This window comes from Marivita sp. (assembly GCF_048006345.1).
Lineage (GTDB): Bacteria > Pseudomonadota > Alphaproteobacteria > Rhodobacterales > Rhodobacteraceae > Marivita.
Map to the genome: position 1 here is coordinate 467,110 of NZ_CP180351.1, position 17,476 is coordinate 484,585.

Here is a 17,476-nt window from a genome sequence, read left to right on the forward strand (position 1 = left end):
TGCCAAACGCCCGCCGCGCCGCTACCCAAGACGAAACTCAGGGAGGCTTTGCAATGGCTCTGCTCGATACGATTGACCCGACGGGTCTCGAAGAATTCTCGGTCGTGTTCACCGACCGGTCGCTCAATCACATGTCCAAGACGTTCCAGAAGGTGATGACCGATATTTCAGCCATGCTGAAAGAGGTCTATCACGCTGATGCCGTGGCCCTGGTGCCCGGCGGTGGCAGCTACGGGATGGAGGCGGTGGCCCGCCAGTTCGGGCAGGGGGCCAAGACCCTGATCGTGCGCAACGGCTGGTTCTCCTACCGTTGGACCCAGATCTTCGACGCGGGTCAGTTTGGCGGCGAAACGGTTGTCATGAAGGCCCGCCAGACCGGGAATGAGCCGACCGCGCCCTTCGCCCCTGCACCCATCGCCGAGGTCACCGCCCGCATCCGCGAGGAAAAGCCGGATATCGTCTTTGCGCCCCATGTTGAAACCAGCGCAGGGATCATCCTGCCCGATGATTACGTGACCGCTCTGGCCGACGCCGCACATGAGGTGGGCGCGCTCATGGTGCTCGACTGCATCGCCTCGGGCTGCGCCTGGGTGGATATGAAAGCCACGGGTGTCGATGTCCTGATTTCAGCCCCGCAAAAAGGCTGGTCCGCCACGCCCTGCGCCGGTCTTGTGATGCTGTCCGACCGCGCCGTCGCGCGGATGCAGGACACGACGTCGAACAGCTTTGCCGTCGATCTCAAGAAATGGCACCAGATCATGCTGGCTTATGAAAATGGCGGCCATGCCTACCACGCCACCATGCCTACGGACGGGCTTCGCGCGTTCCGCGACACGATGCTGGAAACCCGCGATTACGGCTTCGACAAGCTGAAAGACGCCCAATGGGCACTCGGAAACGCCGTCCGCGCGCATCTCGCAGGCAAAGGCATCCGCTCTGTCGCAGCCGACGGCTTCGGCGCACCCGGCGTGGTGGTCAGCTACACCTCCGATCCTGAAATTCAGTCCGGCCGTGCCTTCGCCGCCCGTGGCATGCAGATCGCCGCAGGTGTGCCCCTGCAATGCGACGAGCCGCCCGAATTCAGCACTTTCCGGCTCGGTCTCTTCGGCCTCGACAAGCTTTATGATGTCGATGGCACCGTCACCCGGCTGACAAGCGTGTTGGACGAGGTGCTCTGACCCAGCCGCGCACCTGGACCGATCCGGTCCAAATGCCCGACATCTTCTAAAGGCGCATCCAAGCCCGCCCCGTAGGCCGGGCTTCAGCCCGGCACACGCACAAAAAAAAGCCGCCCCAAAGGCGGCCTTTTTCCAAATCTCAGCCCATCACTTGAAGTTGCGGCTGTCCTTGATCTGATCCCAGGCCCAGACCACCTCTTGCAGCTGTTCCTCCTGAGACCGATCCCCGCCGTTCATATCCGGGTGCAACACCTTGATCAGCGCCTTGTACGACTTGCGCACCTCGGCCTTGGTCCACGTGTCCTTCGCCTCGAGGATCTCGATCGCGCGCCGCTCGGTGGGCGGCAGCCGCTTGGTATGCCCCGCCGAAGTGCCCGCCTTGCCGGGGTTGCGCGTGGCATTGTTGCCCAGCACCTGATGCGGGTCCTCGATCCCCAACCGCGCCCAGGCCTTGGCCTCGGGATCGCGCCACTCCTTGGTCTGACGCTCCCACACCTTGTCCGACGACGCCTGCGCGTTCATCTCGGCCTCGGTCTTGCCGTCAAAGAAGTTCCACTTGGTGTTGTACTCGCGCACATGCTCCTGGCAGAACCAGAAATAATCATCCAGAACATCCGGCGCTTTCGGCGCCCGGAACTTGCCCGCTTCCTCGCAACCCTCGTGATCACACAGACGGGTCGAGGTCTCGGACGCACCGGACATCCCCCGTCGGCCGCGGGGGTTCTTCTTCTTTGCCGATTTGATCGACATATCGAAACCGAATGGATCTGATTTGCTCATAGCCTGCCCTTTCCGACTCGGAGGCAACACTCTAGACCAAAATGCGACAGAGGTAAGGTGGGGAAGGCGAAAAAAATGAACAGAACCCAACAGATTGAGACACGCTTGCGCGAGGCGCTGACCCCCCGCGAACTCACGGTCATCGACGACAGCGAAAGCCATCGCGGCCATGGCGGCTATCAGGAAGGTGGCGAAAGCCATTTCCACGTCATCATCCGCGCCGACGCCTTTGCGGGCCAGTCCCGCATCGCGCGGCACCGCATGGTGCATGCGGCCCTTGGCCCCGACCTCGTCAAGGCCATCCACGCGCTGTCGATGGATCTCGACACGTAAGGTGCGGGCGCGGGCGTACCAAACTCACGCCGGCCGCGTTTCCTCGTTGCCTTCCTCGAACTGCGGCTCCTTGGAAGGCACATCGTCCGCCTCGGCCACCCCGTCGCCCTCCGGCACCGCCGAGGACACCGCTGCGGCCGTCAGCACCGGCTCGACCCGCGCGGGTGCCACGGGGGCAGGGGGCGCCGCCACCTCCGCCACCGCCACAGCTCGCCGGAACACCAGAAGCGTGCGCCAATGCGTCTCCGACCCGGTCAGCCCCACGCGCTCTTCCGACGGCAACACGTCCGAGCGCTGATACTCCCAGCCCTCTGCTGCCAACGCGTTGATCGCCTGCTCCACCCCCAGCGCAAACCGCGCCTCGGGCGTCTTGACCCCCTTGGCCTTGACCCCCTTCACCGGGGCCGGAACCACCTTGTATTCGAACATGCCCACCGCCTCATCACAGACCCTCGGCTGTCATACCCAAGCCCGCCGCCAGAGACCAGCCCCGTAGGGCGCAGGATCACAACCACCGCGTCAAAGCCACCCCGTAGGGTGCGTGCTCGCACGCACCACCCCGGCCCAACCCCGTAGGCCGGGCTTAAGCCCGGCACCCTAAAGCCCCGACAGGCGCACCCAAACGCCCAACCCTCAAAGCTTCGCCTCCATATCCGCCAAAATCCAATCGGACTTTTCGATGTAATACGACGCCCCGGCCTCATCCCAAACCTCGCGCGCCGCCCGCACCAAGGCAACCGCCTCCTCCAACCGCGCCCGCTCCCCCGTCTCGTCGAAGAAGGCTTCATATACCAACCCAAGGTTTTCAATCGTCATGGCCCACTGAAACGGCACCCGGTCCCGCGTGTATTCCTCCAGCGCCGCACGATAGGCCGCCACGGCCTCCTCCAACCGCGTGGTCCCGCTTTCGCGCCCCCCGAGGGTTTGTAGCGCATTGCCCAGATTGTTCTGCGTCATGGCCCAGTCCAGCGGCACCCGCTCCCGCGTGCGTTCCTCCAGCGCCGCGCGAAAGGCCGCCACTGCCTCCTCCAACCACGCGGTCCCGCTTTCGCGTTCCCCGAGGGCCCGCAGCGCATTGCCGAGATTGTTCTGTACCACAGCCCAGTTCCGCGGCGACAGTTCAAGTCTGTACTCCTCCAGCGCCGCGCGATAGGCCTTAACCGCCTCCTCTAGCCGCGCGGTCCCGCTTTCGCGTTCCCCGAGATTGAATAACGCTAGGCCTAGATTGTTCTGTGTCATGGCCCAATCGAGCGGCACCCTTTCCCGCGTGTATTCCTCCAACGCCGCGCGATAGGCCGCCAGCGCCTCCTCCAACCGTGCGGTCCCACTTTCGCGGAACCCGAGTATTCGGAGTGCACCGCCCAGATTGTTCTGCGTCATAGCCCAGTCCAGCGGCACCCGCTCGCGCGTGTATTCCTCCAAGGCCGCGCGATAGGCCGCCACCGCCTCCTCTAACCGCGTGTTCCCGCTTTCGCGTTCCCCGAGGGTTTGCTGACCAATTCCATGCCATACGAATGAGGCGCCACGTTCATCTTCTGATTTACTGACTTCCAGCAGCGTTCGTGCCAATCGAATGCTAACCTCAAGGTCAAACGCCAATCCTTTGTCGCGTCCACGGTTCAGCCAAATTTCGATCGTTGAACTTAGCACCTCAAACCGTTTTGTTGGGTCGGGTGTCTCCCGCTCTACCTGCCTAGCCACCAGCGCCGCCGCCTTTTCGATATCCCGCATCAAGATCGCCTGATCGATCCCTTCGCGGATCAAAGCGTCGATCCCTGCAGCACGTCGCTCTTCCTCGGCCAGTTCCGCCTCAAGCGCTTCGTCCAAAGCGCGCGCGGCATCTTCCAACTGACCTTCTTCGTTAAGTCGCTTTACCTCGGCAATGATGTCGTTCACATCGGTGTCTAGGTTGCCCGTAGTCGGGCGTTTCGCAGCAATTTCCAAAGCCCGCATCAAACCGCGCACAGCCCCTTCGAAATCCTCCGGGTTTCCTGCTGCGTAGCGTTCCGACAGTTCATGGGCGAGGTCATCTGATACGTCGGTCTGCGCCACCGCACCCTTGATGACGTCGAACAGCGCCTCGGCATATTGCGCAAGCTGCAATTCTTCCGGTGTGCGGCAAGCGTCGATCTCTTCCTGCGTCAGCCCAAGCGCGTCCCGATACCGCTTGATCGTTCGCGCCGTCGGTTTGGCAGACCCGCCAATCTCCAGTTTCTGAACATCCGATTTCCGGGTCTCACCGCCCTGACCGTCATCCCCATAGGCCGCGACGGCCAGTTCGGAAAAGGACCAACCCCTGTCCTCGCGCTTTCGCGCAATCAACGCACCAAAGCGCTTCCCAAAGTTCGACACTGGTTTCCCCACACTTCCCCACGAACAAACACAAACCCCGACAACTTCCGATTTTTGCGGTCGGTTCATTGCGTGTGGGGTCAGGCAAACATGACCTCACCAGCGCTGGTTTCGCAACTCAAAGATGAACGGAACCAAACATATGACACTGCTACTGAAAATGAAGTTAACCCTGCGGTCGTTGCTTTGCACCATCTGGTGCCACCGCGTGACCTATGCCGGACTGGCGCTTGCCTATGGTGCAGGGTGCCTTGGCGTGATCGAAAAAGAGACCGTCGCGCAGATCGCGACAGCTCTGTATTGCACGATGGTGGCGCAAAGGCACTGACCGTACGGATCAACCGTAAGCTTCGGGCTTCCCTTCCGTACGGTTCACCCCCAAGACCCCCCGAAAACGCAAAAACGGGCCGAAATGGCCCGTTTTTCCTCTCTGGGCCGTACGGTTCGATCCCTTGAACCGTACAAAAGCCCATTTTATGGGCGCTTTACAGCCCCAGCTTCGCCATCACCAACTGGTTGACCGCCGCCGGGTTGGCCTTGCCGCCCGTGGCCTTCATCACCTGGCCCACGAACCAGCCTGCAAGCTTCGGATTTTGCTGGGCTTTTTCCACCTGCGCCGGGTTCGCCGCGATGATCTCGTCCACTGCTTTCTCGATGGCACCCGTGTCCGTGACCTGTTTCATCCCCCGCGCGTCCACAATCTCCGCCGGGTCCCCACCTTCGGTATAGACGATCTCAAAGAGGTCCTTCGCGATCTTGCCCGAGATGTCACCCGACTTGATTAGTGCAATGATTCCAGCCAGTTGTGCGGGCGAGACCGGGCTTTCCGTGATGTCGTGATCCTTTTTTTTCAACCGTCCAAAAAGTTCATTGATCACCCAGTTCGCCGCCAGCTTCCCATCGCCGCACCCCGCGACCACCTCTTCGAAGTAGCCCGCGTTCGCCGTGTCCGCCGTCAACACGCCCGCGTCATATTCGGACAGGCCGAACTCATTGACAAAACGTGATTTTTTCTCGTCCGGCAGCTCTGGCAGGGACGCCGCGATGTCGTCCACCCAGGCCTGTTCGATCTCGAGGGGCAGCAGATCCGGGCACGGGAAATACCGGTAATCATGCGCCTCTTCCTTGGAACGCATTGATCTTGTTTCATTTTTATCCGGATCATAGAGCCGCGTTTCCTGATCGATGCTGCCGCCATTCTCAAGGATCGCAATCTGCCGCCGCGCCTCGTAGTCGATGGCCATCTGGATGAACCGCATGGAGTTCATGTTCTTGATCTCGCAGCGCGTGCCGAGATGGGAAAAATCCTGTGTTTCCTGATACTTCTCGTACTGGCCGGGACGACAGACCGACACGTTCACATCCGCGCGCAGGTTGCCGTTCTGCATGTTTCCGTCACACGTCCCCAGATACCGCAGGATCTGCCGCAGCTTCACCACATACGCCGCCGCCTCTTCCGGCCCGCGAATGTCCGGACGGCTGACAATCTCCATCAGCGCCACACCGGTCCGGTTCAAATCCACGAACGACATCGCCGGATCCATGTCGTGGATCGACTTGCCCGCGTCCTGCTCGATATGGATGCGTTCGATCCGCACCCGCCGCGCGATGCCCGGTTCCATGTCGACGATCACTTCGCCTTCGCCCACGATCGGGTGATAAAGCTGGCTGATCTGGTAGCCCTGCGGCAGGTCCGGATAGAAATAATTCTTGCGATCAAAAGCACTTACGAGGTTGATCTGTGCCTTCAGGCCCAAGCCTGTGCGCACCGCCTGCTCAACACAGAACTCGTTGATGACCGGCAGCATCCCCGGCATGGCCGCATCCACGAAGGCCACGTTTGAGTTCGGCTCTGCCCCGAATTGGGTCGACGCGCCCGAGAAGAGCTTGGCCTTGGAGGCGATCTGTGCGTGCACTTCCATCCCGATGACCAGTTCCCAGTCATGCTTTGCGCCAGCAATCACTTTGGGTTTCGGGGCGTCGAAGGTCAGGTCCAGCATGGCAAATCCTCTTGGCAGGAACGCCCGGTGGAATACGCCAGAGGGGGGCAGGGGGCAAGGGGGCCGTGCCGGGTTTCCCGGCCTCAGGCGTCAGGACGCCGGGGTGCGGTGACGGGTGGCAGCCCCTTGGCATGGCGGTCCAGCGCCGCCGAGGCGCGCTGGCGCCCTTTGGCCAGTCGGTCCCGATCTTCAAGGCGGGTGGCCCAGACGCCCTTTGCGGCGTACCAGATGCGGGGATGCACCTCGCGCAGGTAGTCGGCGACGATCCAGTCGAAACAGTCGGCGATCCGCGCCCGAGCGTCCTGATTGACGCCCTCGGGTTCCAGTGCCGTCCCGGTGTAGGCGGCAAAGGTGTTGACCGTGTGCTGGTCGGCGCGGCGGGCAAGAATGTCCCGGATGCCGGTGCAGAACAGGTCGGCATCCAGCAGCGCAAACGCCTCATCATCGACGGTCAGCGCATCGAAATAGGTCCAGGTGTAACCGCCCGCGCCCCAGACATCCGCCGTACGCTCCATCGTGCGACGCGCCTCATGGTCAAGCCGTTCGTAACTGCCAAACCAGCGTGGGAGCATGTGATTGCCCAGTGCACGCATGTATTTGGCTACGTTGGGCGCAAGGTCGATCAGGTCTTCGTAATCGTCGCTGGCGCGGGTGCGGGGTTGGGTTTCGGCCGTCAGCAGCGCGCAGCGGACAGATGCCAGCATGGGCGAATCCAACTCGAACGCATCATATTGGTCGATCAGGCCCGCAGCACTGCGGAAATGGCGGAAAAACGCGGCGCGGTGCGCGGCGGGAATATCCTGTCGCCATCCTTCGCCGCGCCAAGCCCAGCCGATGTCGACATGGGCCATCGCCACGACATAGGCAACGCCGTGATCCTGCGGTGTTTCCTCGAGGACGAGCTGCATTTCGTTCATGATGGATGCCGCGCCCAGTTCATCGCCCGCAGTGACCGCACGGGTCGCTGCTGTGACGGCATCTGCACGCGCTCCCTCGGCAAGAATCTCGGCCTCGGGCACGCCGCCGGGCGTAAGGCTGCGTTTGGAATCGGCTTCGCGAATGCGATCCCCGAGAGTTGCCCACGCGTCCTGGCGGGCGAGATAGAGTCCGGCCTCGAACAATGCGTGGTGGACGTCTTCCTCTTCGCTGGTGACCAGGAAGGGACGCTCGGATTTCGGGGTCATGCCAAGTGCTTCGATGTTCAGAACTTTTCCGCGCGGTGCGGTGTCAGACGCAGCGCCGCGTCCTCGGCGGATCAGGCTTGTGAGGTTGTTCAAAACGGTCATGGCAATGGCCTTTGGAAGATCCGGGTTATGGGCCGGACGAGCAACATTCGATCTTTGAAATGCCCGAAAAACGTGTCGCAAATCGGGCGGCAAAGCGATTTCGTATGGGTATTCCGAGGGCGCTCTTTCGAGCATCGGCGACAATTCGCAAGTCACCCGCCTTCGAGGCTGAAACCCGCTCATGAGGGCGGCGTTTTGCGCTTTTCCTTGATTTTTGGGAAAAAATCGGAAATCAAAATCCGATGTCACGCTGGGGGATCATATGCGTGGCGGTGTGTGTGCTTGGTTTAGCCGGGGCTGTTGCCGCCTCACCCGCCACAATGGTTGATACGCAATCAACCAACGCGCTGACCGTGTCGCTCAGACCGGTTGCGCGCAATTACACCCCTCTTCCCGAAATGCGCTGGAGCCACCGGCGCGAGGCGGATCGTTGGTCTCGTGCCGCGCTCACGGCATTGCGCAGCCATGCCAGTGTTCTTCCGCGCGTCGTGCCCAAGGACATCGGCGACTGGTGTCCGGCCTACGTGACCAACGATACCGCGGCGCGGGAGGCGTTCTGGATCGGTCTGCTGTCGACGCTGGCCAAGCACGAAAGCACCTTCCGTCCGAACGCTGTCGGCGGGGGTGGCAAGTGGTACGGCCTTTTGCAGATCCTGCCTGCCACAGCGCGTGGCTACGGCTGTAAGGCCACCTCACGCGAGGATTTGAAGAGCGGTGCCGCGAACCTGCAATGCGCTCTGCGGATCATGGCAGTGACCGTGCCGCGCGATGGGGTCGTGTCCCATGGCATGCGTGGCGTTGCAGCGGATTGGGGCCCGTTTCACAGCCGCACGAAACGCACCGACATGATGGCATGGACCCGCGCGCAGCCTTATTGCGCAGGGCTTTCGCGGTCTTTGCGGCCTGTGGCGCGCCCAGTGCGTGCCCCCTGGGAAGGTGTGGTCTCGACCCGCGGCTTCTAGGCCCGCCGGGCCGGAAAACGAGTGGCGTCCAGCAGCGAAACACCTTGTTTTCGGGGTTCCCCCAAAGCCAGAGTTGCGCGGCGCAGGAGTGCAATTCCCTCTTCCGAATTTTCGGGCAGCGCCTTTGGAGAGATCGGCTCGCCGATGCGAATTTCAAAAGGCTGTCGGTTCTTGTTCAGCGTCTCGTGAAACAGCGTGATGTCCCGCAGCGTCGGGTGGATTGCATCGAACAGGTAGAACAGCGCCGAATTGCGCGCCTGCAGGTGGATCGGGATCACAGGCAGCTCGAATTTGCGCGCAAGCATCGCAGCGGACGCCATCCAAGGTCGTTCATGCAGACGCGCACCGCGCCGTTTCGCCAGCCTTCCCGACGGAAAGATCACGCCCAGCCGCCCGTCTTCCACAGCCTTGCGGGCGAACACCATCGTGCCGCGTGTCTTGGCATGGCTGCGCCGCTCCTTGCGCCATTCAACGGGCGCGATCATGTCGCCCATCTGCGGCAACACCTTGAGGATGTCGTGATTCGCGAAATAATACGCGTCGGTGCGCACCTCGCGCAGTGCGGAATGCAGAATGATCCCGTCGGCGATGCCGGTCGGGTGGTTGGCCACGATCATCGCCGCCCCGTGCCGGGGAATTTGGCCAAGGCCGGACACAGACACATCGCGGGCGAGCATGTCGGCCATCACGGTCATTATCTCAAGAGAGCTGAGGTGCTGAACCTCTTCGCCCAGAGCGACCGTCCGGTCATACCCCAAAAGCCTGTTCAACGCGGGACGCGCCAACGAGGCGGCCAGTGTCGGGCGAAACAACCAAGGCGCGCGGTCCTCGATCAGCGGGTCGATGCGGTCTTTCATGCGAGCTCTCCTGCCAGAGCAGCGTGACAATGGCATGACAACCGCAGGACATTCCGCACCGGGAGGCAAGTCATAAATCCAGAGCGGACGGTTCTGCGCGGTGTCATGCCACTTATCGGCAAACGTCGGCAATGCCCTGCCGGTTCCACGGCAAAGAAGATTTTTTCATCCAAGGCACTGGCGAATGGCCATCAGGGCCGCCGCCGCTTTGCCAGGGCGCATCAACCCAGGATGCGGCTGACCATCTCGTCCGTGTCGCGGCTCAGCTTCGGTTTGGCCTTGATCCGCTCCAACTGGGCGCGGATGAGCGCTTGCCGACCGTCATCATAACGCTTCCAGGTCTGGAATACCGAACACATCCGCGCCGTGGTCTGCGGGTTCTTGTCGTCCAGCTTGATCAACCAATCGGCAAGGAACGCGTATCCCGCACCATCCTTTCGGTGGAACCCGGCATGGTTCATGGCAAACCCTCCCATGACCGCGCGGAACCGGTTGGGATTGCCCATGTCAAAGGCTGGGTGTTCCACCAATCCTTCTGCCACATCCACCGCCATGTCCGGTTTCGCCATGCCCACCTGCAACCCGAACCATTTGTCCATCACCAAACGGTCGTGTTTCCATTGCTGTTCGAACGCCTTGGTCGCCGCAGCGCCCTGTCCGGCGGAAATCAGCTGTGACAGCGCAGAAAGCTGCAACGTCATATCGTCTGCCGCATCGTATTGCGCCTGTGCGGCAGCCCCACCATCAAGACGCGACTGCAAGGCGAGCAAGGCTGACCCTAGGGACCGTTTCCCTGACTGCTCTGCATCCGGCTTGTACGGCGCATCAACCGCGACCGAGGCACGAAGCTCCGGGAGGAACCCTTGCCACGCCTCGGCCATATGGCCACGCAGGTCTTCTGCTGCCTGCCAGATCGCGTCAGGGTCGGGCGTTGTGCCCATCTCGAACAGCACCTGCGCCATCTCTGATTGGGTCGGCAGCGACAGCATCAGCGCCCGGAATGCCGGATCAAGGGTGTCATCCCGGACAACCCGTTCCAACCCTTCGAGCCAAGCCATATCCGGACCTGCACCATTGCGGATCATCGCCACGAGGCAGTCGCGGGCAAGATTGCGGTTTGCTTCCCAGCGGTTGAAGGCGTCGGTGTCATGCGCCAACAGAAACGCGCGTTCTTCGCGGCTGACGGTGCGCTCGAGTACGATTGGGGCAGAAAACCCGCGCAGGATCGACGGTATCGGCTTGCTGGCCAGCCCTTCGAAGGCAAAACTCTGTTCGGCCTTTGTCATTTCCAGCACACGTGTCGGCACCACCTCATCCCCATTGGGGTTGAGCAGGCCCACAGCGACGGGAATGACCTTGGGGTCTTTCACATCCTGGCCGGGCGTCGGCGGTGTGTGCTGTCTGAAGGTCAGGGTATAGACCCCGTCCGCCCAATCCTCTGACACCGAAACGCGGGGGGTGCCGGATTGCGAATACCAAAGCTTGAACTGCGCAAGGTCGCGGCCCGTGGCATCCTCGAACACGCGAAGCCAATCCTCGATGGTGCAGGCCTGACCATCATGGCGGTCAAAATAGAGATCAAGAGCACGTTTATAAGCATCGTCACCAACCAGCGTTTTGAGCATGCCGATCACCTCGGCACCTTTTTCATAGACCGTGGCGGTGTAGAAATTGTTAATTTCCTGAAAACTCTCCGGCCGCACCGGGTGGCTCAATGGGCCTTGATCTTCGGGGAATTGACGCGCACGCAGGTCGATCACGTCGCTGATGCGTTTCACCGGTTCCGAGCGCATATCCGCCGTGAATTGCGCATCGCGGAAGACCGTTAACCCCTCTTTCAGGCAAAGCTGGAACCAGTCACGGCAGGTGATCCGGTTGCCCGTCCAGTTGTGGAAATACTCATGCGCAATAATCGCTTCAATTCTCTCGAAATTCATGTCGGTCGACGTTTCGGGCGAGGCCAGAACGCAGGAGGAATTGAAGACGTTCAGCCCCTTGTTCTCCATCGCGCCCATGTTGAAGTCGTCGACCGCGACGATGTTGAAGATATCGAGATCATATTCGCGCCCGTAAACCTCTTCATCCCAAGTCATTGATTTTTTAAGCGCTTCCATCCCGAACGCGCATTTGTCCTCGTCACCCGGGCGGACCCAGATGTTTAACTCCACTTCCTTGCCGGACATGGTTGTGAACCGGTCGGGATGGTTCACCAGATCGCCGGCCACCAACGCAAAAAGATAGGCGGGCTTCGGCCACGGGTCGTGCCATTCCGCCCAGCCATCACCACTGCCAACCGGGTTTCCATTGGACAGCTTCACCTTTTCTTCACCTTCGATTCGTACGGTGAAGGTGCTCATCACGTCCGGGCGGTCCGGATAGTAGGTGATCTTGCGGAACCCTTCCGCCTCGCATTGGGTGCAATACATGCCGTTCGACATGTAAAGCCCCTCGAGCGCGGTGTTGGTCTGCGGGCTGATCTCGACTTCGGCCTCCCAAATGAACGGCGTGTCCGGCACGGTGCAGCGCAGCCCGTCGTCGGTCACGTCAGGCAATACGTCTTGCCCGTCGATCTTGGCCCAGATCAGGGAAAGCTCTTCGCCATGCAGGAAAAACGCCCGGTCCGTCGCATCCGGATTTGGCGCAAACGCAATCCGGCTGATCACCCGCGTGGAAGTCGGCGCCAAACGAAAGGTCAGGTGAACACTCTCCACCACATAGCCAAAGGGCGTGTAATCCTTGAGGTAGATCGTCTTGGGCGCGGCGTCTTTCATCAGAAGCTCCGAATTGGGATCATTGCGTGTTGAGGTAGTACCTACGCCGCGATTTGGAAGAAGGGAAACGGGTTCCATCACTGGTCGCGCGGCGCGCGCTGCCTAGATGTGCAGGCATGACGACAATCCTATGGTTCAAACGCGACCTGCGCATCCATGACAACCCCGCTCTGGCCTTGGTCGCGCGGGATGAAAAAGTCGTACCGCTCTATATCGTCGAGCCGGATTATTGGGCTTTGACCGATACGTCGGGTCGACAGTTCGCGTTTTTGCGCGAGAGTCTGGCTGATTTGCAAACTGCATTACGTGGACTTGGCAGCGATTTGGTCCTGCGTTTGGGCGATGCAGTTACGGTGCTGGAAGATTTGTACCAAACGGTAAAATTCGACGATCTGGTGAGTCATGAAGAAACGGGCAACGCTTGGACCTTTGAACGTGACAAGCGCGTGGCTGCATGGGCAAGAGGCCAGGGCGTTCGATGGACCGAACTGCCGCAATCGGGCGTTGTGCGCCGTCTGCAGGAGCGCGACGGTTGGGCGGGACAGCGCAACGCCTTTATGGCGCGGGCTCAGATCACGGTACCAAAGGCGTTGCCGCCCTGCGACCTGCCGTCGGACCCGATCCCCACGCTCTGCGCGCCGGATGTCTGTTCAGACAGGCAACCGGGAGGACGAGACCACGCGCTTTCTCTGCTTGGCGGCTTCCTGACAGACCGGGGGCAAACCTATCGCAGCGCTATGTCCTCGCCTTTGGAAGGGGCCGTGGCCTGTTCGCGCCTCAGTCCGCATCTGGCGTTCGGAACAATCACCGTGCGTGAGGTGGCACAGGCCACCGCAGCCCGCCAGCGCGAGGTCAAGGGCGGGCCGCGCGATGGCTGGGTCGGCAGCCTCAAGTCGTTTCAGTCCCGCCTCGCATGGCGCGATCACTTCATGCAGAAGCTGGAGGATGAACCAGCCCTCGAACATCGCTGCCTGCACCGCGCCTATGAAGGCATGCGCCCGTTGGAACCGGATCAGAGCCGCCTGAGCGCATGGGAAAATGGCGAAACCGGTCTGCCTTTCCTTGACGCCTGCATGCGGTCATTGCGCGCCACCGGTTGGCTCAATTTCCGGATGCGGGCGATGGTGGTCAGCGTGGCGAGTTACCATCTTTGGCTTGATTGGCGCAGCACCGGCAAACACTTGGCCCGGATGTTTACGGATTATGAGCCGGGCATCCATTGGTCCCAGATGCAGATGCAATCGGGTACCACGGGCATCAACACGCCGCGCATTTACAACCCGATCAAGCAGGGCTCTGACCAGGATCCAACCGGCGCTTTCACACGACACTGGCTGCCCGAGCTGGCAGATGTGCCAGACAAGCATCTGCAAACGCCATGGACATGGGATGGGGCAGGGCGGGTGCTGGGCAAGACCTATCCGGAGCCGATCATCGATGTGGGCGAGGCTGCCCGTGCCGCACGGGACCGCATTTTCTCCATGCGCCGCAGCGTGGACCGATCCGAGACGCAGCGCGTGATCCACAAACATGCCAGCCGCAAAGACAGCGCCGGGCATTTCGTCAATGACCGCGCACCACGCAAACCGCGCCGGACCAAATCCGATAGCGCACAACTGACACTGGACCTGTAGTGCCCAAAAAGCGCAAGAAATCCGACCTGCCCACCAAGACCTGTGCCAGCTGCGGGCTGCCGTTCACATGGCGCAAGAAGTGGGAAAAGGTTTGGGACGAGGTGAAATACTGTTCGGATCGGTGCCGTAAGGCCAAGAGGAAGGCGTGATCTTTCGTCAAACACGGAAGAGTCGCAGTCGATTATCAAGATTTCCAAAATGCACTATTTTTGGTCAGATAACCTGACCAAACCTGTTGCGGATCGGAAACTTTCTTTCTAATGGAATACCGCCGTATACAGCGAGGGGATAACCGCCATGAGCACGCGCATCGACCGCCACGGACTGCAGATCGACCAGACGCTTTTTGATTTCATCGAAGGGCAGGCCTTGCCCGGCACCGGTGTCGAAGCCGATGCGTTCTGGGCCGCGCTGTCGACGCTGGCGCATGAGTTTGGCCCGAAGAACGCGACGCTGCTGAAAACGCGCGAAGACCTGCAGACCCAGATCGACGAATGGCACATCCGCCACCGCAACCAGCCGCATGACCACGAGGCCTATAAGGCGTTTCTGTCCGAGATTGGTTACCTGCTGGACGAAGGCGATGATTTCGAGATCGAAACGGTCAACACCGATCCCGAGATCGCCAGCGTTCCCGGCCCGCAGCTTGTCGTGCCGATCACCAACGCCCGCTACGCGCTGAACGCCGCCAATGCCCGCTGGGGTAGCCTTTATGATGGCTTTTACGGCACCGACGCGATGGGCACACCCGCACCCAAAGGCGGCTATGACAAAGGCCGAGGTGCCCGCGTTGTGGCACGTGCGCGTGTCTTCCTTGATGAAGCATTTCCGATCGAGGGTGGCAGCCATGCCGATGTGCGCCGCTACTATGTTCACAACGGCGCGCTGCTGATTGACGATATGCCGCTGGCGCAGCCGGAAAAGTTCATCGGGTACAAGGGCCACCCCAAAGCACCCGATGCTGTGCTGCTGCGGAACAACGGTCTGCATGTCGAACTGGTCTTTGACCGCACGCATTTCATCGGCAGCCGCGATCAGGCGGGGCTGGCGGATGTGCGACTTGAAAGCGCGATCAGCGCAATCATGGATTGCGAAGACTCGGTCGCCTGCGTCGATGCCGAGGACAAGACGCTGGCCTATTCCAACTGGCTGGGCCTGATGAAGGGCGATCTGGCCGACACGTTCGAAAAGGGCGGCAAGACCGTTACCCGCGCGCTGAACTCCGACCTGACCTACACCGCGCCGGACGGCAAGAGTGAGGTCACGATCAAGGGCCGTGCTCTGATGCTGGTGCGCAATGTGGGCCACCTGATGACCAATCCGGCGATCCTGCTCAAGGACGGGATCGAGATTTATGAAGGTCTGATGGACGCAATGATCACCACGCTCATCGCCAAGCACGATCTGGGCAAGACCGCGGGCCTGCGCAATTCGCATCACGGGTCGGTTTACGTGGTAAAGCCCAAGATGCACGGGCCGGACGAGGTGGCCTTTGCCGATGAGACCTTTACGTTCGTCGAGAAGGCTCTGGGCCTGCCGCAATACACCGTCAAGCTGGGCATCATGGACGAGGAGCGCCGCACATCGGTGAATCTCAAACAGTGCATCCGCGCCGCCAAGCACCGGGTTGCCTTCATCAACACCGGCTTCCTTGATCGCACGGGTGACGAGATCCACACCTCGATGGAAGCGGGACCCTTCAGCCGCAAGGACTTCATCAAGCGCAAGGCGTGGATCGGCGGCTACGAGAACCGCAACGTGGATATCGGGCTTGAGTGTGGTCTTTCGGGCAAAGCGCAGATCGGCAAAGGCATGTGGGCCATGCCCGACATGATGGCCGCCATGTTGGAGCAGAAGATCGAACACCCGAAATCCGGCGCCAACTGCGCTTGGGTGCCGTCTCCGACGGCGGCCACGCTGCACGCGCTGCATTATCACAAGATCGATGTGTTCGCCGTGCAGGACAAGCTGCGCAAGGGGGGGCGTCGCGCGCATGTCGATACGATCCTCGATATCCCGCTGGCCGCGTTCCAGAAATGGTCGAAGGACCAGATCACCCGCGAGGTCGAGAACAACGCGCAGGGTATACTCGGGTACGTGGTGCGCTGGGTTGATCAGGGGGTGGGCTGCTCCAAGGTGCCCGACATCAACAACATCGGCCTGATGGAGGACCGCGCGACCTGCCGCATCAGCGCGCAGCACATCGCCAACTGGCTGCACCATGACGTGGTCTCAAAGGACGACGTGATGGAGATCCTGCAACGTATGGCCGCTGTTGTGGACACGCAGAATGCGGGTGATCTGGCCTACACAGCAATGGCACCGGGGTTTGAGACCATCGCCTTCAAAGCCGCCTGCGATCTGGTCTTCGAAGGCCGCGTGCAGCCCTCGGGCTACACCGAGCCGGTGCTGCACAAGCGCCGTCTGGAGCTGAAAGCCGCCAGCTGAGGCGTGCGTTTCGGTCAACCGAAGCGAACGATGCGTTGACGCATCGTCACCGGGCGAAACCCGCCGCAAGAAACCGGGGCGCTGTGTAAGATTTGCATTTGCGCCCCCAAACCCTTCTGCGTATAGAGACGTCAGGCACCCGTAGCTCAGCTGGATAGAGCGCTGCCCTCCGAAGGCAGAGGCCAGAGGTTCGAATCCTCTCGGGTGCGCCAAAAAAAGCTATAAATCAATTACTTATTCTTTCGTCGCCTTTGGGGCCAAGTGCTTACGTGGGAAAGTCGCGTAAGCAGTGCAGTCGCGGCAGTAAGCTGAAACAGTATCGTCAACCAATCGAATTTTTTGGCCTGGCCTTCTGATCGAAGGGGCATGACTTCAGCGTTCGTGCTTGTATCGCGATCTTTCATCTCGCCCAGCATCGCATCGAGAAAACTAGAGCTGCTGGTTCCGGCAAGCACTGCGGGGGATATGGCGGTGCAGCCCACTTTCGTGTGCACTGTGTGTGCAACATGTCGACGTAGAGAGGCAAATTCTGGCAAAGTACGACGTAGTCCAGCGTAGCCACATCTGCCGCCAGCAGTTTGGCCAAAGCAGAATAATCACTATAAAAACAATACCTTAAATTGAGCGTCGAACCGATGATGGATGGTGGAGATTTTGATTTTATTTCAATCAGTTGAACGGCATCGTGTGCAGCGCATGTTCATGTTTCGATCGCGTTATCTCGCACTGCGTCGTGTGCATTTCGGTTTATGAAGCCGATTGGAACGAGATTGTATTTGGTATTGCGACATCGACGCTTTGAGTTGATGGCGACGTGCCCCCCCCCCCCCGGCCTTTGGCTCTTTTGCGTCATTAGTAAGAACGGCCCTCAGCCG

At 60.7% G+C, this 17,476-nt stretch carries 14 protein-coding genes and 1 tRNA gene; 8 read left to right on the forward strand and 7 right to left on the reverse strand.

Features of this window, described 5'->3' with window-relative positions; genetic code table 11:
* Window positions 1-53 precede the first annotated feature (53 nt).
* Window positions 54-1,178, forward strand: coding sequence for an aminotransferase class V-fold PLP-dependent enzyme (locus tag ACMVPR_RS02410; protein WP_416881547.1), 1,125 nt, complete (start codon window positions 54-56; stop codon window positions 1,176-1,178).
* A gap of 147 nt (window positions 1,179-1,325) precedes the next feature.
* Here the strand turns inward: ACMVPR_RS02410 and ACMVPR_RS02415 are convergent, their stop codons facing one another.
* On the reverse strand, window positions 1,326-1,958 hold the full coding sequence (locus ACMVPR_RS02415) for a J domain-containing protein (protein WP_300581642.1): 633 nt from the start codon (window positions 1,956-1,958) through the stop codon (window positions 1,326-1,328).
* Window positions 1,959-2,033: 75 nt separating this feature from the next.
* Between ACMVPR_RS02415 and ACMVPR_RS02420 the strand changes: the two genes are divergently transcribed.
* Window positions 2,034-2,291: a BolA family protein gene (locus ACMVPR_RS02420; protein WP_416881548.1), complete on the forward strand. Its 258-nt coding sequence runs from the start codon at window positions 2,034-2,036 to the stop codon at window positions 2,289-2,291.
* 24 nt (window positions 2,292-2,315) lie between these two features.
* Here the strand turns inward: ACMVPR_RS02420 and ACMVPR_RS02425 are convergent, their stop codons facing one another.
* Both ACMVPR_RS02425 and ACMVPR_RS02430 read right to left on the reverse strand, forming a co-directional pair.
* Window positions 2,316-2,720 carry a DUF4177 domain-containing protein gene (locus ACMVPR_RS02425; RefSeq protein ID WP_416881549.1) on the reverse strand — a complete coding sequence of 135 codons (405 nt, stop codon included), beginning with the start codon at window positions 2,718-2,720 and terminating at the stop codon, window positions 2,316-2,318.
* 204 nt (window positions 2,721-2,924) lie between these two features.
* On the reverse strand, window positions 2,925-4,643 hold the full coding sequence (locus tag ACMVPR_RS02430; protein ID WP_416881550.1) for a tetratricopeptide repeat protein: 1,719 nt from the start codon (window positions 4,641-4,643) through the stop codon (window positions 2,925-2,927).
* Between the two features lie 142 nt (window positions 4,644-4,785).
* Between ACMVPR_RS02430 and ACMVPR_RS02435 the strand changes: the two genes are divergently transcribed.
* Window positions 4,786-4,971, forward strand: a complete 186-nt coding sequence (locus tag ACMVPR_RS02435; RefSeq protein ID WP_416881551.1) for a hypothetical protein — start codon at window positions 4,786-4,788, stop codon at window positions 4,969-4,971.
* A gap of 157 nt (window positions 4,972-5,128) precedes the next feature.
* On the opposite strand, the gene gatB is transcribed toward ACMVPR_RS02435, so the two are convergent.
* Window positions 5,129-6,643 (reverse strand): Asp-tRNA(Asn)/Glu-tRNA(Gln) amidotransferase subunit GatB, encoded by a 1,515-nt coding sequence (gene gatB / locus ACMVPR_RS02440; RefSeq protein ID WP_416881552.1) that lies wholly within the window; start codon window positions 6,641-6,643, stop codon window positions 5,129-5,131.
* A gap of 83 nt (window positions 6,644-6,726) precedes the next feature.
* On the reverse strand, window positions 6,727-7,929 hold the full coding sequence (locus ACMVPR_RS02445) for a hypothetical protein (protein ID WP_416881553.1): 1,203 nt from the start codon (window positions 7,927-7,929) through the stop codon (window positions 6,727-6,729).
* A gap of 278 nt (window positions 7,930-8,207) precedes the next feature.
* Here ACMVPR_RS02445 and ACMVPR_RS02450 point away from each other — a divergent pair, with 278 nt between their 5' ends.
* The gene (locus tag ACMVPR_RS02450; protein ID WP_416881554.1) at window positions 8,208-8,891 is read left to right on the forward strand and encodes a transglycosylase SLT domain-containing protein; all 684 of its coding nucleotides are present in this window, start codon (window positions 8,208-8,210) and stop codon (window positions 8,889-8,891) included.
* Here the strand turns inward: ACMVPR_RS02450 and ACMVPR_RS02455 are convergent.
* Together ACMVPR_RS02455 and pepN are read right to left on the reverse strand one after the other, a co-directional pair.
* Window positions 8,888-9,748, reverse strand: a complete 861-nt coding sequence (locus tag ACMVPR_RS02455) for a 1-acyl-sn-glycerol-3-phosphate acyltransferase (protein ID WP_416881555.1) — start codon at window positions 9,746-9,748, stop codon at window positions 8,888-8,890. The genes ACMVPR_RS02450 and ACMVPR_RS02455 overlap by 4 nt on opposite strands.
* Before the next feature lie 221 nt (window positions 9,749-9,969).
* A complete protein-coding gene (gene pepN, locus ACMVPR_RS02460; RefSeq protein WP_416881556.1) occupies window positions 9,970-12,519 on the reverse strand; it encodes an aminopeptidase N in 2,550 nt (849 codons plus the stop codon).
* Between the two features lie 116 nt (window positions 12,520-12,635).
* Between pepN and ACMVPR_RS02465 the strand changes: the two genes are divergently transcribed.
* From ACMVPR_RS02465 to ACMVPR_RS02480, 4 genes are all read left to right on the forward strand, one after another.
* Window positions 12,636-14,153 carry an FAD-binding domain-containing protein gene (locus ACMVPR_RS02465; protein WP_416881557.1) on the forward strand — a complete coding sequence of 506 codons (1,518 nt, stop codon included), beginning with the start codon at window positions 12,636-12,638 and terminating at the stop codon, window positions 14,151-14,153.
* Complete coding sequence (locus ACMVPR_RS02470; protein ID WP_416881558.1) at window positions 14,153-14,302, forward strand: DUF2256 domain-containing protein; 150 nt, start codon at window positions 14,153-14,155, stop codon at window positions 14,300-14,302. Before ACMVPR_RS02465 ends, ACMVPR_RS02470 begins: the two co-directional genes overlap by 1 nt.
* A 148-nt stretch (window positions 14,303-14,450) precedes the next feature.
* Window positions 14,451-16,601: a malate synthase G gene (locus ACMVPR_RS02475; protein WP_416881559.1), complete on the forward strand. Its 2,151-nt coding sequence runs from the start codon at window positions 14,451-14,453 to the stop codon at window positions 16,599-16,601.
* Window positions 16,602-16,736: 135 nt separating this feature from the next.
* A tRNA-Arg gene (locus tag ACMVPR_RS02480) sits at window positions 16,737-16,813 on the forward strand.
* Window positions 16,814-17,476 lie beyond the last annotated feature (663 nt).